16 protein-coding genes are annotated in these 14,902 nt (G+C 68.5%); 7 read left to right on the top strand and 9 right to left on the bottom strand.

The annotated features are described in order from the left end of the window. Positions 1–41: 41 nt before the first annotated feature. The 3 genes from ABIB42_RS16840 to ABIB42_RS16850 form a co-directional block, all read right to left on the bottom strand. Positions 42–1,559 (bottom strand): CitMHS family transporter, encoded by a 1,518-nt coding sequence (locus ABIB42_RS16840; protein ID WP_429248678.1) that lies wholly within the window; start codon positions 1,557–1,559, stop codon positions 42–44. A gap of 139 nt (positions 1,560–1,698) precedes the next feature. Beyond that, positions 1,699–3,150, bottom strand: a complete 1,452-nt coding sequence (locus ABIB42_RS16845; RefSeq protein ID WP_429248679.1) for a sensor histidine kinase — start codon at positions 3,148–3,150, stop codon at positions 1,699–1,701. A 4-nt stretch (positions 3,151–3,154) separates the two neighbouring features. Further along, a complete protein-coding gene (locus ABIB42_RS16850; protein ID WP_071363282.1) occupies positions 3,155–3,841 on the bottom strand; it encodes a response regulator in 687 nt (228 codons plus the stop codon). A 199-nt stretch (positions 3,842–4,040) separates the two neighbouring features. Between ABIB42_RS16850 and ABIB42_RS16855 the strand changes: the two genes are divergently transcribed. The 6 genes from ABIB42_RS16855 to ABIB42_RS16880 all read left to right on the top strand — a co-directional run bounded on the left by ABIB42_RS16855 (position 4,041) and on the right by ABIB42_RS16880 (position 9,449). After that, the gene (locus ABIB42_RS16855) at positions 4,041–5,102 is read left to right on the top strand and encodes a porin (RefSeq protein ID WP_219863566.1); all 1,062 of its coding nucleotides are present in this window, start codon (positions 4,041–4,043) and stop codon (positions 5,100–5,102) included. A gap of 34 nt (positions 5,103–5,136) precedes the next feature. Next, positions 5,137–6,117, top strand: coding sequence for a tripartite tricarboxylate transporter substrate binding protein (locus ABIB42_RS16860; RefSeq protein WP_005669648.1), 981 nt, complete (start codon positions 5,137–5,139; stop codon positions 6,115–6,117). Between the two features lie 89 nt (positions 6,118–6,206). Further along, positions 6,207–6,839: an exopolysaccharide biosynthesis protein gene (locus ABIB42_RS16865; RefSeq protein WP_005669651.1), complete on the top strand. Its 633-nt coding sequence runs from the start codon at positions 6,207–6,209 to the stop codon at positions 6,837–6,839. A 103-nt stretch (positions 6,840–6,942) separates the two neighbouring features. Next, positions 6,943–7,218: a hypothetical protein gene (locus tag ABIB42_RS16870; RefSeq protein ID WP_005669652.1), complete on the top strand. Its 276-nt coding sequence runs from the start codon at positions 6,943–6,945 to the stop codon at positions 7,216–7,218. Beyond that, complete coding sequence (locus tag ABIB42_RS16875) at positions 7,208–8,392, top strand: GGDEF domain-containing protein (RefSeq protein ID WP_429248680.1); 1,185 nt, start codon at positions 7,208–7,210, stop codon at positions 8,390–8,392. The genes ABIB42_RS16870 and ABIB42_RS16875 overlap by 11 nt, the downstream gene beginning before the upstream one ends. 97 nt (positions 8,393–8,489) lie before the next feature. After that, entirely contained in the window at positions 8,490–9,449 is a 960-nt protein-coding gene (locus ABIB42_RS16880) for a hypothetical protein (RefSeq protein ID WP_429248681.1), read from the top strand. Here the strand turns inward: ABIB42_RS16880 and ABIB42_RS16885 are convergent. Beyond that, complete coding sequence (locus ABIB42_RS16885) at positions 9,423–10,517, bottom strand: AI-2E family transporter (protein WP_005669658.1); 1,095 nt, start codon at positions 10,515–10,517, stop codon at positions 9,423–9,425. The two genes, ABIB42_RS16880 and ABIB42_RS16885, sit on opposite strands and share 27 nt — an antisense overlap. Positions 10,518–10,794: 277 nt before the next feature. Between ABIB42_RS16885 and ABIB42_RS16890 the strand changes: the two genes are divergently transcribed. Beyond that, positions 10,795–11,310, top strand: a complete 516-nt coding sequence (locus ABIB42_RS16890; RefSeq protein ID WP_273029665.1) for a hypothetical protein — start codon at positions 10,795–10,797, stop codon at positions 11,308–11,310. A 3-nt stretch (positions 11,311–11,313) separates the two neighbouring features. Here ABIB42_RS16890 and ABIB42_RS16895 read toward each other — a convergent pair whose 3' ends face one another. From ABIB42_RS16895 to ABIB42_RS16915, 5 genes are all read right to left on the bottom strand, one after another. Then, positions 11,314–11,604, bottom strand: coding sequence for a hypothetical protein (locus ABIB42_RS16895; protein WP_005669661.1), 291 nt, complete (start codon positions 11,602–11,604; stop codon positions 11,314–11,316). A gap of 176 nt (positions 11,605–11,780) precedes the next feature. Beyond that, complete coding sequence (locus ABIB42_RS16900; protein ID WP_184239524.1) at positions 11,781–12,437, bottom strand: ABC transporter ATP-binding protein; 657 nt, start codon at positions 12,435–12,437, stop codon at positions 11,781–11,783. A 26-nt stretch (positions 12,438–12,463) separates the two neighbouring features. Beyond that, positions 12,464–13,258: a phosphonate ABC transporter, permease protein PhnE gene (gene phnE, locus ABIB42_RS16905; protein ID WP_005669664.1), complete on the bottom strand. Its 795-nt coding sequence runs from the start codon at positions 13,256–13,258 to the stop codon at positions 12,464–12,466. Next, on the bottom strand, positions 13,255–14,085 hold the full coding sequence (locus ABIB42_RS16910) for a PhnE/PtxC family ABC transporter permease (RefSeq protein WP_273029664.1): 831 nt from the start codon (positions 14,083–14,085) through the stop codon (positions 13,255–13,257). The genes phnE and ABIB42_RS16910 overlap by 4 nt, the downstream gene beginning before the upstream one ends. Beyond that, a complete protein-coding gene (locus ABIB42_RS16915) occupies positions 14,085–14,900 on the bottom strand; it encodes a phosphonate ABC transporter ATP-binding protein (protein ID WP_005669667.1) in 816 nt (271 codons plus the stop codon). Before ABIB42_RS16915 ends, ABIB42_RS16910 begins: the two co-directional genes overlap by 1 nt. Between the last annotated feature and the right edge of the window lie 2 nt (positions 14,901–14,902).

Genomic DNA, 14,902 nt, shown 5'->3' on the forward strand with positions numbered 1-14,902 from the left:
CCCGTGCACATTAGCCATCGCATCCTTCTCGGAAAATGACCTCAGGCTCCTGATCCCATCAGTGGCACCACGCCGAAGATGACGGCGGCGACCAGCATCACCAGCGAGGCCGAGATCGACCAGATCAGGGTATAGCGTTGATGGTCGCCGAATTCGACCTTGCACATCCCGACCAGCAGGTAGGTGGAGGCGACCAGGGGGCTGAGCAGGTGCACCGGTTGGCCGATGACCGAGGCACGGCCGATTTCCGCCGCCGTGATGCCATACACCTCGGCGGCCTTGGCCAGCACCGGCACCACGCCGAAATAGAAGGCGTCGTTCGAGATGAAGAAGGTGAACGGAATGCTCAGGATGCCGGTGACGATCGCCAGGTAAGGCCCCATCCACTCCGGCACCGCCGCGATCACGCTCAGGGCGATGGCGTCGACCATCTTGGTGCCCTGCAGGATGCCGACGAAGATGCCGGCCGCGAAGATCAGCGACACCACCGGCAGCACGTTCGCCGCATGCGCCTCGATACGCGCCTTTTGCGCTTCCAGGCTCGGATAGTTCACGGTGATGGCGATCGCGAAGAAAATCATGAACAGCACCGGCAGCGGCAGGGCGCCCAGCACCAGCAACACCAGCAGCGCCACGGTCAGCAGGAAGTTCACCCAGATCAGTCTGGGGCGCGCGGTGTCGGGCGAGGACACGCCGACCGGCGGCTCGTCGCCACCGCCCGTGCCGCCCGATCCGGCCGGGCTTTGCAGCCCGCCGCCATCGGCTTCGATGCGGCCGGCGGCAAAGGCGTGCACATTGCCCCCGAGCGATGCGGCGCCTGGCGCGGCGCTCCACTCGCCGGTGGTGCCGTTCATGGCGCCGGCCACCGCGAGTTCCGGGAAGGCCGGTTGCAGCTTGGCCACCGGCGCCGGCTTCTTGATATTTGCCTGGCCCGGCAGGCTCACGGTGCCCAGGCGCTTGCGTTCGCGCATGCCCAGCACCCAGGCCACGAACATCACCCACACGGCGGTGACCGCCATCGGCAGGATCATCGGCACGAAGATGTCGCTCACGTCCACGCCCAGCGCGGTGGCGGCGCGCGCCGTCGGGCCGCCCCAGGGCAGGATGTTCATCACGCCGCCGGCCAGCATGATGACGCAGGCCATCGTCAGGCGGCTCATCCCCAGGCGCATGTACAGCGGCAGCATGGCCGACACCGTGATCATGTAGGTGGTGGCGCCGTCGCCGTCGAGCGAGATGAACATCGCCAGCGCCGCGGTGCCGACCACGATCTTCATCGGGTCGCCCTGCACGAGCTTGAGGATGATGCGCACGATCGGGTCGAACAGGCCGGCGTCGATCATGATGCCGAAATACAGGATGGCGAACATCAGCATGACGCCGGTGGGGGCCAGCGAGCGGATCCCTTCCAGCATCATCGGGCCGAGGCCGGCGCCGAAGCCGCCGATCAGGCCGAAGGCGATCGGCACGACGATCAGCGCGACCAGCGCCGGCAGGCGCTTGGTCATGATCAGGAACATGAAGACGACGACCATCGAATAGGCGAGGATGGTCAGCATGTCATGCTCCGCGGAGGGTAGGGAATGGCGTGGCCAGGACGGCGCGCGCGAAAGCCGGCTGCTTCATGATGTCTCCGATCGTTGTCGTGAATGGGGTAGTGCCCCGTTTTCGCCAACTATAGGCCGCGCAAGCTTTCAATCAGCTTTCAGCGCGCGGCGCGTCGAAGATCACCTCGACTTTCAAGCCGCCGGCATCCGCGCGCCCGAGCTTCAGGGCGGCGCCGTGCAGGCTGGCGACGTCGCGCACGATCGCCAGGCCCAGCCCGGTGCCGCCGGGATTGGCTTCCAGCGTGGACTGGGCGCGGTAGAACGGCATCAGGACGTTGTCGTATTCGGCGTCAGGAATGCCGGGACCACTGTCGCTCACCGCCAGCACGACACGTTCGTCGCGCCGTCCCACCCACAGCAGCACGCTGCCGCCGGCGGGCGTGTAGCGGATCGCGTTGTCGACCAGGTTCGCCACCAGTTCGTGCAGCAGCAATTCCCGGCCGACGACCGTGGTGTCGGCGTTGGCTTCGACGTCGAGCGCCAGGTCGATGTCCTTCTGCACCGCCGGCAGGGCCAGCTCCAGTCCCACCTGGCGCGCCACGAGCGCCAGCGTCACCGGCTGCGCCTGTTCTCCGCCGCCGCCATGCTCGATGCGCGCCAGCACCAGGAGGCGGTTGGCCAGGTGGATCGCCGAGTCGGTGGTGCCGGCGATCGAAGCGACGATGGCGCGCATCGCGGCCGGATCGTTCTCGCGCAGGGCCAGCGTGGCCTGGGTCTTGAGCACCGCGAGCGGGGTGCGCAGCTGGTGCGAGGCGTCGGCGATGAAGCGGCGCTGGCTGGCGATCAGGTCCTGCATGCGCGCCATGGTGCCGTTCATGGCCGCCACCAGCGGCCGCACCTCCTTGTGCACCAGGGCCTGGTCGATGGTCGACAGGTCGGACAGCGGGCGCGTCTCGACCTCGTTCTTGAGCCGCATCAGGGGCCGCAGCACCAGCCGCACTGCGAACCACACCAGCGCCGCCACCGCCAGCACCAGCACGGCCTGGCGCAGCAGGGTATTCAGGAGGATGTCGCGCGACAGGGCGTTGCGCGCGTCGAGGGTTTCGCCGACCTGGATCAGGGCGATGCCGCGCATCGAATCGTCGTAGACCGGCTGCAGCAGGGCCGCGATGCGCACCGGTTCGCCGTTGTAGCTGGCGTGGTAGAAGCGCACCAGGGCCGGATACAGGTCGCTGCGCGGCACGCCCGCCGGCACCGGCGGCAGGTCGTCGTAGCCGCTGACCGTCTCGCCATCCAGGCCGGTGACCTTGTAGTAGATGCGGCCCAGGGTGTCGGTCTCGAAGCTGTCCAGCGCCACATAGGGAACGTTGGCCACCACCTTGCCATCCTTGACCGTCACGCGCTCGGCCAGCGCGCGCGTGGAAGACAGCAGCGAACGGTCGTAGGCCACGTCGGCCGCTTCCAGCGCGTCGCGGTACAGCGACACCGCATTGAGCGCGACCAGCGCCACCAGCGGCAGGATCAGCCAGCGCAGCAGCTGCTGGCGCAGGCTGCCGAGCGGCCGGGCCGCGGCCCGTTGCAGCAGGGAGATGCGCTGGGCCATGGCCTCAGGCGGGTTTTTCTTGCATCAGGTAGCCGATGCCGCGCAGGGTCACGATGGCGGCGTCGCCCCCGGGCCGCTCGAGCTTCTTGCGGATGCGGTGGATGTACAGCTCGATGGCGTCGAGATTGGCGTCGTCGCTCAGTGCGAACACTTCCTGGAACAGTTTTTCCTTCGATAGCGCGCGGCCCGGCCTGGCGATCAGCGCTTCGAGCACCGCGTGCTCGCGCGGCGTCAGCGCCAGCGGCTCGCCGCAGTAGGAAAACATGCGCGAAACGGTGTCGAAGGCGAGCTGGCCGCAGCGGTGCACCAGCGCCTCGTTGCCGCTGCGCCGGCGCAGCAGCGCCTTCACGCGCGCTTCGAGTTCGGCCAGCTCGAACGGTTTGGCCAGGTAGTCGTCGGCGCCCAGGTTCAGCCCCTGCACCTTGTCTTCCAGGCCGCCGCGCGCGGTCAGGATCAGCACCGGCGTGTTTGCGCGCGCGCCGCCGCGGGCGCGCAGGCGGCGCAGCACGTCCAGGCCGTCCATGCGCGGCAGGGTCAGGTCCAGGATCACCAGCGCATAGTCCTGGGTGTGCAGCAGGGCGTCGGCATCGGCGCCGGTGCTGGCGCATTCGACGGTGAGGTGGGCGTCGCGCAGCGCCTTCGACACCCAGTGCGACAGCTCGACGTGATCTTCAACTAGCAGGATTCTCATCGCGCCAGTGTAAGCGCAAAGGCCCGGCGGCGGTAGGGGGGACGGGGACGCCGAGTCGGCTCCGCCGTCCACGCGGTGATGGTTGGCAGCTGGTTCATCCGGTACGAAAGCGGAGCCGGGACTGAAAGCGAACTGAAAGGTAGCCGCGCATATAGTCGGTCGAATAAAGCAATACGAACATATAAGATTCGGAGACACCATGAAGCAGTCGGCCCTCGCGCTCGCCGTCCTGGCAGCGCTTTCCCTGAACCATTCCGTCCACGCCCAGAGCAACGTCGAGGTCTACGGCCTGATCGACGCCGGCGTCGAATACGTCAACCATGCCGCCGAGGATGGCGGAAACATGGTGCGCGTGATCTCGGGCGGCAAGAACACCTCGCGCTGGGGCTTTCGCGGCAGCGAAGACCTCGGCGGCGGCCTGAAAGCGATCTGGCAGCTCGAAGGCGGCCTCCTGATGGATACCGGCGAAAGCGATGGCGCCGTGTTCAAGCGCCAGGCCTGGGTCGGCCTGGACGGCTCGCTCGGCCGCCTCGTCATCGGCCGCTCGTTCACTACCACCTATGAACTGGTGATCAAGTTCGATCCGCTGGGCTTCGCCCCCAATTATTCCTGGGCCACCGGCGCCAGCGCCACCGGGCCGTCGAAATACGGCATGACGACCCAGTTCGACAACCTGGTCAAGTACACCGGCAAGAGCGGCGGCTTCACCTATGGCGCCACGGTCGGCCTGGGCGAGCGCTCGGGCAGCCTGGCCGAAGGCCGCAAGCTGGCGCTGGGCGGGTCGTGGTTCGGCGAAGGCGGCCTTGGCTTGATGGCCGCCTATGAGCAGATCAACGGCAACGCGGTCGCCGGCGTGCCCGCGCGCGACGAGACCACCGCCTACCACCTGGCGGCGGATTACCAGACGGGCAAATGGCGCTACACGGCCGGCATGCGCGGTTTCGAGTTCGACGCGGGAAGGGCGGGCGCCGACCTGCGCGCCGACACCTATTGGGGCGGGATCTCGCGCACGATCGATAACGTGACCCTGACCGGCGCCGTCTACCACGTCAACACGAAGGACGTGCCGGCCATCGAGGACGCCGACCCGACGATGTTCGTCGTGCGCGGCATGCTGGCGCTGTCCAAGCGCACCACGCTCTACCTGTCGGCGGCGCATGCGAAAGCCGACCACGGCCAACTGGTCGGCCTGTCGCGCGACGACCCCGGTTTTGGCTCGACCCAGACCGGCATCACGGCCGGCATGCAGCACCGTTTCTGAGCCGGTCCGCCACTGCCGCCGGCATGGCGCTATCATGCGTCCCATGAGATTCGTGCACACCTTCCTCGCCATCCTGGGCCTGGCGCTCGCCGCGCCCGGCGGCGCCCAGCCGCGCGAGGCCGAATGCCTGATCCCGTCCAAGCCCGGGGGCGGGATGGACCTGACCTGCAAGCTGGCCCAGAAGGCTTTGCACGGCCAGAGCGGCGCGCCCGAGCTGCAGCTGAGCTACCTGCCGGGCGGCGTCGGCGCCGTGGCCTGGCACACGATGGTGTCGCAGCGCCGCGCCGAAGCGAACACCCTGGTCACCTTTTCCGGCGGTTCGGTGCTCAACCTCGCGCTGGGCAAATTCGGCGACGCCGACGTCGACGACGTGCGCTGGGTGGCGGCCTTCGGCGCCGACTACGGCATGATCGCGGTGCGCGCCGATTCGCCCTGGCAGTCGCTCGACGACCTGTTGCACGCGCTGAAGCGCGATCCTAAAAAAGTCTTGATCGGCATGTCCGGCACGGTCGGGAGCCAGGACTGGATCAAGATGGCGCTGCTGGCGCAGATGGCCGGCATCGATCCGCGCAAGATGCGCTTCGTCGCGCTCGAGGGCGGCGGCGAGCAGTTCATCGCGATGCAGGAAAACCACGTGCAGGCGGTGTCGGGCGACACCTCCGAGGCCTTGCTCTATACCGGCGACGGCCGTGTGAGGGTGCTGGCGGTGCTGTCCGAGCGGCGCCTGCCGGGCGCGCTGTCCGGCGTGAAAACCGCGCGCGAGCAGGGCTATGACGTGGTCTGGCCCGTGATCCGCGGCGTGTGGATGGGGCCGGACGTGCGCGAGGCCGACTACCGGCGCTGGGTGAAGGCGTTCGACAATATGGAGGCCAGCCCGGAGTTCGCCGAAAAACGGGCGCGCGCCGGCCTGTATCCGTTCTCGCTCACCGGCGACGCGCTGACGCGGTACATCAAGCAGTCGGTCGCCGGCCACCATCGGCAGGCGCGGCAGTTCAAGCTCTTGCGCGAGCGTTAGCCGCCCGGGTCGGGCCCGGCTATACTGTCGCACCGACGCGCTGGCCCGGCCCAGGCGTCGTTCCGCACAACCCAAGATTTCAGGACGACATGAACACAATGTACAGTGAACCGGTTTCCCAGCGCCTGCGCTCCCTGGTGCGCGACATGCCGCGCACCGGCATCACGCTCAGCGAATTGATCCACCGCGTCGGCAACGACGGCTTGCTGATCCTGGTAACCCTGCTGACCCTGGTGTTCCTGATCCCGATCTCGATTCCCGGCGTGAGCACCGTGTTCGGCGCCGCCATCCTGCTCATCAGCGTCAGCCGCCTGTTCGGGCGCGACCTGTGGATCCCGTCGACACTGTCGCACCGCGTGATCGGCACCCGCAAGCTGCGCCCGCTGCTGCGCAAGGCGTTGTCCTGGCTCAAGAAGCTCGAGCGCGTCAGCCGTCCAAACCGCATCCAGTGGCTGGTGGCAGCCGGCCCGGTCGCCTTCTTCAATAATGCGGCCCTGATCCTGGGGGCCGTGCTGCTGATGATGCCCTTTGGTCTGATTCCTTTCAGCAATACCTTCCCGGCGGTGGCCATCCTGTTCCTCGCCATCGGGCTGCTGCAGCGCGACGGCCTGTGCATCCTGCTGGGCCACGTCAGCAATGTCCTGACGATCCTGTATTTCGCCGTCCTGATCGGCGGCGGCGGCCTGGCCATCCGCGAGGTGTTCAGCCGCTTCGCCGGCTGAACGCGGCAAACGCGTTGATGTCCAGGAGCAACGTCGAGGCGGAAGAGTTGGCTTGTTGCAAAGCATCTTCTTCTGATAAGCTGGCCGCTTCGATGGAGAGCCCATGTTCCTGGACCATCCCACCATGACCGCGACCAATGCCGTGGCCGAGCCGGACCGGCTCGAACGGCTGCAGCGCGTGTATGGCTACGCGACGGCGCTGGCCGAGGGATCGGGCAATGGCGGCTTCGTCGATAAAGTCACGCAGCTGCACGATCACAAGGGCACCCTGATCGTGTTCTGGCACGAACCGCCCCTGGAAGCGGAGCGGGACTATTTCACCCGCGCCTGGGCCAGCAAGGTCGGCGACGGCACCCTGAACGTCGAACATGAGTACTGACACAATGATGCTGGACGCGTCGACCATGGTCCTGGTACTGGCATTGGGCAACCTGACCCTGTGCGCGCTGCTGACCTTCTTCAATCACGGACCGAACCGCTCGCCGGCGCTGGTGCTGTGGAGCCTGTCGAAACAGATCCAGGGCGGCGCCTGGCTGCTGCTGGCCCTGGGCGACGCCGGCGTGGTGCCGGCTGCGATCGCGGTGCCGGGCGGCTACGCCTTGCTGTTCGCCGGCGTGGCGGTCGAGGGCGGCGCCTCGTGGGAGGCGGCGCGGCGGCGTGCCTGGCGCACCCCGACCATGATCGCCGGCGGCCTCGCGATCCTGGCTTTCTTCCTGTGCTACCTGATCGACGAGGAAGCCTTGCGCGCCGTGGCGGCCTCGCTGCTGCTGGGCGGCTTCTATTTCTCGGGCGCGCTGGCATTGAGCTGGCGCTGGCGCGACGTCAGCCTGCTGCAGCGCTTCCTGGCGCTGGCCAGCATGGCGCTGGCCCTGGTGGTGGCCGCGCGCGGCCTGTCGGTGCTGCTGCTGCCGGGCGGCTGGGGCTGGCTGACGAGCGAGCTGCTGGGCCAGCTGTCCAGCGGCGCCCTGTACCTGCTCATGCTCGGCAATGCCTTCGGCGTGCTGCTGCTGACGCGTGAGCGCCTGCAGGACGCGCTCGAGCGCGCCGAGGTGATCGATCCGCTGACCGATGCGCCGAACCGGCGCGGCTTCTTCCAGCTGTTGGGGCCGTGGATGGCGCTGGCGCGCCGTCCGGGCCTGCCGACCGCGCTGGTGGTGTTCGATCCGGACGGTTTCAAGCGCGTCAACGACAGCTATGGCCACCCGGCCGGCGACGTCGTGCTGCGCCAGATGGTCGAGCTGTGCCGGCGCCAGCTGCGCGACAGCGACCAGCTGGGCAGGGTGGTCGGCGTCGAGTTCGCGCTCCTGCTGCCGCGCACCAACCTCACGGAGGCGGCGCTGGTGGCCGAGCGCATCCGCGCCGCGATCGAGTCGACCCCGTTCAAGGGCGAGCGCGCGATGATCAAGCTGACCGCCAGCTTCGGCGTCACCATCATCCGCCCCGAGGACAGCACCACGACCCTGTTCCAGCGCGCCGACGAGGCCCTGCAGCGGGCCAGGCAGGCGGGACGCAACCGGGTGGAGCTGGCCGGCGAGACGCTGGCCGAGGTGTGAGTGGCCTCACGTGAGTGCGCGCGCGCCGCGATGCGGCGCGCCGTCACGCGCATGTCACGCGCGAGGCTTATGCTGCGGCCTGTTCAAAGGACGCGCCATGCAAGCCTCAACGATTGAATCACCCATCTACGCCGCCGTCGAGCTGGGCTCGGACAGCTTCCGCCTGCATGTCGGGCATGTCGAGGACGGCGCGCTGCGCCTGGTCGCCACCATGGCCGAGCCGGTCCGGCTGGCCGCGACGCTCGACGAGGACGGCATGCTCTGCACGTCCGCCATGCGCCGCGCGCTGGCATGCCTGGAGGGTTTTCGCGGCGTGCTCGACGCCTGGCATCCGCAGGCGGTGCGCGTGGTGGCGACCTCGGCCCTGCGCATGGCGCGCAATGCGGCTTTGTTCCTGCCGGCGGCCGGCAGGGCGCTGGGCCGGCCGGTCGAGCTGATCGCCGGCGACGAGGTCGGCCGCCTGGTGTACCTGGGCGTGGCGACCACCCTCGGGGAGCAGGACGCTGCGCGCCTGGTGGTCGATGTCGGCAGTGGCGCGACCGAGCTGGTGCTGGGCCAGGGCGCCGCCATCCGGCGCATCGAAACCTTCGCCATCGGCGCCGTGCGCCAGAGCCTGACCTTCTTTGCCGACGGCCGGCTCGACAGCGCCGCCTTCGACGCCGCGGTGCGTTCGAGCCGCAGCCGCTTCGCCGAGGCCAGGCTGGGCGCCCAGCGCTGGGAGCGGGCCTATGGCGCCTGCGGCGCCGTGCGCGCGCTGGCCGAGATCGCCCAATCGAGGGGCGAGCCGCAAGGCGTACTGTCCCGGTCCGGCCTCGAGCGCCTGCGCGCCGATTTCATCGAACTTGGCCACGTGGCGCGGGTGCGCCTGGCCCATGCGCCGGCCGAACGCGTCTCGCACTTGCCGGGCGGGCTGGCGATCCTGATCGGATTGATGGAAGAACTCGACATCGCCGAGCTGGTCGCGGTGCAGGCCGGCCTGCGCGTGGGCGCGCTGTGGGACCTGCACCTGCGCGCCGCGGCGATGAATTCGCTAACCCACCCGCTCGGCGTCGCCTGACCCGGCTGCAGCCGGGGGCGCGGGTGGCGCCACCAGGTGCGCCGTGCCCGGCGGCTCGTCGCGCAGCCAGCCGAACAGGATCGCCATCATCAGCGGGCCGACGAACAGGCCGATCACGCCCAAGGTCGAGACGCCGCCCAGGAGGCCGAACAGCACCGCCAGGAAGGGCAGGTTGACGCGCTGCCCGATCAGTTTCGGGCGGATGAATTTATCGACCAGGAACAGCTCGACCGCGCCCCAGGTGAACAGGCCCAGCGCCTCGGCCGAGTGGCCCTGGCCGAACAGCAGCAGCGAGACCATCGTGAACGACAGCGGCGCGCCGCCCGGGATCAGGGCCAGGTAGCCGGTAATCACGCCCAGCAGCACCGGGGCCGGGGCGCCCGCCACCCAGTAGGCCACGCCCAGCACGATGCCTTCCAGGATCGCGATCGAACCCAGTCCCAGCGCGGTGCCGCGCACCGACAGCGGCAGCACGCGCCGCAGCTTGGTGTACTGGTCGGGCAACAGGCGCGCGCCGGCGCGGTCGATGTAGTGCATGACGCTGGAGCCGTGCACGTACAGCACGAACAGCGTGAGCAGGGTGAGGAACAGATACAGGGCGTTGGCCAGGATCGTGGAACCCCAGACGCGCGCGGTATCGGTCAGGTGCGGCATGAAGTCGCCCACCGTGGTGCGCACCAGGGCGTTCAGCCCGCCCGGCACGGCGAGGTGCTCGAGCCACCACTTGACGGCGGGTTCGGCCACCAGCGGCAGGTTGGCCAGCCAGCTCGGCACCGGCACCCCGGTCTGGTTGAAGCTGATGAGCATGCGCTGCAGGCTGGCCAGCTCGTAGGTGAGGGTGTGGAACAGCAGCACCGACGGCCCGACGAAGCTGACCACCAGGAGCAGCAGCATGAAGCTGGCGCTGGCCAGCGGCGCCCAGCCGCGTCGAAGCAGGCGCTGGTGCAACGGCCAGGTGATCACCGCCAGCAGGCCGGCCCAGGCGATCGAGCCGAGAAAATGTTGCAACAAGAAGGCCAGGGCGATGGCGAACAGCACCGGCAGGATCAAATGAGCTTTGTTGCGCATACTGGCCCGGGTTGAATCACGTTTTCCTCAAAAAATTTCTACGTCGCGCGGAGTTTACAGCAGAGTTGTCCGCTCGAAAGAATAATACAGGATGCATTCCCATAAAAGCGGAGTTTACAGAATGAATACTTCTAAAAAACAGAAGGCCGCTCCTGTGGAGACCGTATTGTGACACCGATCGGCGCCGGCGGCAGCAAGCGCGCGGTATGTACGGCATCCTGCGGGAAGCGGCTAAATCGTTTATACTATTTGCCCTTTCAACGATGGAGCAGCACCCATGCCACGCAAGCCGGCGGCCGCGCCCGAACCAGCGGCAGCGCGCGCGCAGCGCCCCAGGGCGAAGAGCGCCAGTCCAACAACGGCGGCCAAGACCATCGCAAAGACCGCGGCCAAGACCGTGGTCAAGTCCGCAGCCAAGGCCGCAACGGCAAAGGGCGGGCTCAGGACGGCGGTCAAGTCGGCCGCCAGGGCGCTCGCGCACCCGCCGGCCAGGAAGCCGGCCGCCAAGGCGCCCGTGCCGGCGCCCAGGCCGGCGCCCAGGTCGGCGCTGCGCGCGCCGGTCCAGGATGCGCGTCCGGTGCTGGTGCGCGACAGCTTCACCATGCCCGAGCGCGAATACGCGGTGCTGCTCGAAGTCAAGCAGGCCTGCTTGCGGGCCGGCATCGACGTCAAGAAGAGCGAACTGCTGCGCATTGGTGTGGCCCTGCTGGGCCAGCTCGACGTGGCCACCCTGCAGAGCGTGCTGGGCGCGCTGCCACAGCTCAAGACCGGGCGTCCGCCGGCCCAGGACTGAGCGCTAGTGGATCGCCGACGCGCTCGTCAATTCCTTGAGTTCGCGGATCGGGATGTTCGACTTCTCGTGCATGCGCAGCAGGATGGTTGCGCCGACGTTGAGTTTGCGGTGGCGGATCTTGCTGATGATCGGCGGCTGCACTTCGAGCACGCGGCACAGCTCCGCGTCGTTCTTCAGCTGCAGGCGCTCGATTAGCGTGTCGAGCAATTTGTTGGGCACGAAACTCGAGGGCTCGAGCGCCCGCGCTCGATGCATGGCCTCGAGCATTTCCTGTTTTTTCTGTCGTACGCTCATGTCGATTCTCCAATATGAAAACATGATTCAAGACAGATCGACCGTTCTGGAAAAGTAGCCCCGCCTGTTGTATTCGCTTTATCGCGGCGGGTCGTTGTGATATTACTACGATTATGTTGCGCACGATTCGCGAAATTTAACTAAAAATGGCGCAATTGTGCGTTTCTTCCAGGAACTTATGCTAATTTCAGGCCGGAATGGGTGAGCAGCAGCACCTTGTCGGCCATGGCGGCCGCGGCGTGGGAGTGGGTGACCATGATGGCGCCGGCGCCGTGGGCGCGCGTTTCATGGCGCAAGAGCTGGAGGATCACGTCGGCCGTTTCCGGATCAAGATTGCCGGTTGGCTCGTCCGCCAGCAGCAGGGCCGGGCGGTGCACCAGGGCGCGCGCGATCGCCACCCGCTGCAGTTCGCCACCCGACAGCTGGCGCGGGAAATCGCCGCCCCGTCCGCTTAGCCCGACGGCTTCGAGCATCGCGGTGACGCGTTCCTCCGCGCGCGCGCCGGACTCCTTGTTGAGCAGCAGCGGCAGCGCCACGTTCTGGCGCAGGGTCAGGTGCGGCAGCACGTGGAAGGCCTGGAAGATGAAGCCCATGCGGGTGCGCCGCAGGCGGGTGGCGGCGTCGTCGTCGAGGCTGGACATCGGCGCGCCGTCCACGATCACCTGGCCGGCATCCGGCATGTCGAGCCCCGCGATGAGGTTGAGCAGGGTCGATTTGCCGACGCCCGATTCGCCCATGATCGCCACGAACTCGCCGGCCTGGAACACATGCGACAGCTGGGCGAGCACCGTGCGGCCGCCGTAGGATTTGGTGAGCTGGTCGAGTTCGAGCATGCAGGCGATATGGATCTAGCGAGGGTCTAGCGGGTGAGGGCACGCCGCAGCAGGTAGCTGGCCGCATCGACCAGGGCCACCAGCACCAGCATCGCGATCACCACGGTGGCCGCGCTGGGCATCTGGAACAGCGACAGGTGGTACTTCAGCATCTGGCCCAGGCCGCCTGCCCCGACCACGCCCAGCACCGCCGCCGCGCGAATATTGTTCTCCCAGCGGTACAGCGTATACGACAGCATCTGCGGCAGCGCCTGGGGCAGCGTAGCGTACAGGAAGGCCGCCAGCGGCCGCGCGCCGTTGGTGCGCAGGCTCTGCTCGGCATGCGGCTCGACGTTTTCCAGGGCATCGGCGAACAGCCGTCCCAGCACCCCGGCCGTGTGCGCGGCCAGCGCCAGGGTGCCGGCCATCGGCCCCAGGCCGGCCAGCACCAGCAGCACCGCGGCCCACACCAGTTCGGGAATCGAGCGCAGCACATTGAGCACCAGGCGCGTTACGAGCCGCGCCGCGCGGCCCAGGCGTCCGGCGCCGGCCAGCGCCAGCGGCAGGCCGACGGCGGCGGCGAGCAGGGTGCCGATGGCCGACATGGCCAGCGTCTCCCACAACGCGCCCAGGGTCTTCAGCAGGAACGGCATGCCGGTCTCGGGCGGCGCGAAGCCGGCCAGGAATTCGCGGCTTGAATCGATCGCCTCGGCGGTGAAGAAGGCGCTCCATTGCAGCGGCAGCGAGGCGAAGCTGGCCACGACCAGGGCCAGCAGGCCAAGCAGGATCAGCCAGGTCCTGAGGTCGCGTGGAGGCGCTGGAGGCAAGGTCGATGGCTTCATCCCAGCCTCCGGCGCAGCATCTTCGACACCAGGTCGGCCGCCGCCACCAGCAGCACGAACACGATCAGCATGGTGGCGACTTCGCCGCCGGCCATCATCTTGGTCGATTCGTCCAGGCGCTGGCCCAGGCCGCCGGCGCCGACGAAGCCCATCACCGCCGAGCCGCGGATCGCGCACTCCCAGCGGTACACGGTATACGACACCAGTTCGGCGCTCGAATCGGGCAGGGCGCCGTACAGCAGCGCCGGCAGGCGGCCGGCGCCGTTGGCGAGCAGGACGTCGGTGGCATGGGCGTCGCTCGACTCGAGGATCTCGGCATACACCTTGGCCAGCATGCCGCTGTACGACAGGGCGATCGCCAGCACGCCGGCGGTCGGCCCCAGGCCGACGATGCGCACGAACAGCAGCGCCCACACGAGTTCGGGCACCGAGCGCAAGACCATCAGGATCCAGCGCAGGCCCTGGCGCACCAGCGCCGCGAACGGATGCACGCGGCCGGTGCCCAGACGCGAGATCGACAGGCGTTCGGTGATGACGAAGGTGGCGGGAATCGCCACCAGCAAGGCCAGCGTGAGCCCGGCGGTGGCGATCGCCACCGTCTGCCAGGTCTCGCGCAGCACCATCGCCAGGAAGTCGGGTTCGACCGCGGGGACGAGGAAATCGGACAGGAACATCCCGGCCGCGCGCAGGCTTTGCGCATCGAACAGCAGCCAGGGCTTGAATTCGGCGCCGGCCAGCAGCGGGTACAGCAGGACGACGAACATCGCGGCCCAGGTGACGCGCGTGCGCCACGCGGGATCGCGGTGAAGGACTGCAGCGGCGCTCATCAGAAGCAGGCGCCGACGGCGATCTGGCCGGGTGTCTCGTGCAGGGTGGCGGGCGCCGGCTCGACCTGCTCGTTGGCGTACAGCTCGGCGATCATGGCGTCGCTGACGTCTTCGCGCGGCGCATCGAACACGATGCGGCCGTCGCGCAGTCCGACCAGGCGCGGGAACTGTTCGCGCGCCAGTTCGACCTGGTGCAGGCTGCACACCAGGGTCGCGTTGCGCCCCTGCGCTTCCTGGCGCAGCGTGGCCAGGGTGTGGCGCGCGAGCGCCGGGTCGAGCGCCGAGATCGGCTCGTCGACCAGCAGCGCTTCGGCGTTCGAGAGCAGCAGGCGCGCCAGGCCGCAGCGCTGGCGTTCGCCGCCGGACAGGCGGTCGACCCGCGCATACAGCTTGTCGCCCAGCGAAAAACGCGCCAGCGCGGCATGCGCGGCGTCGGGATCCTGCGGGCGCACCAGCGAGGCCAGGGCCTGCCACAGCGACCAGTGCGGCAGGCGCGCGGCCAGCACCGCCGTCACCACGCGCTGGCGCGGCGGCAGGGGCGGCGCCTGCGGCGCCAGGAACAGGCGCGAGCGCAGGTGGTGGCGCTCGGCCCCGTTCAGCCGCCACGGGTCCTGGCCGAAGATCTCCAGGGCGCCCTCGGCCGGCCGGTGGGCGCAGGCGAGGGTGGACAGCAGGGTGGTCTTGCCGGCCCCGGAAGGGCCGATCAGGGCGACCTGCTCGCCGGCGCGGATCGTGAGGTCGAGCGCGTGCAGGGCCGGCGCGCGGCTGCCGGCCAGGTGGCGCACGGTCAGGCCGCGCAGGCGGTAGGTCGCCATGG

Origin of the sequence: Massilia sp. UYP32 (assembly GCF_050434365.1) — a bacterium.
Taxonomy (GTDB): domain Bacteria; phylum Pseudomonadota; class Gammaproteobacteria; order Burkholderiales; family Burkholderiaceae_D; genus Telluria; species Telluria timonae.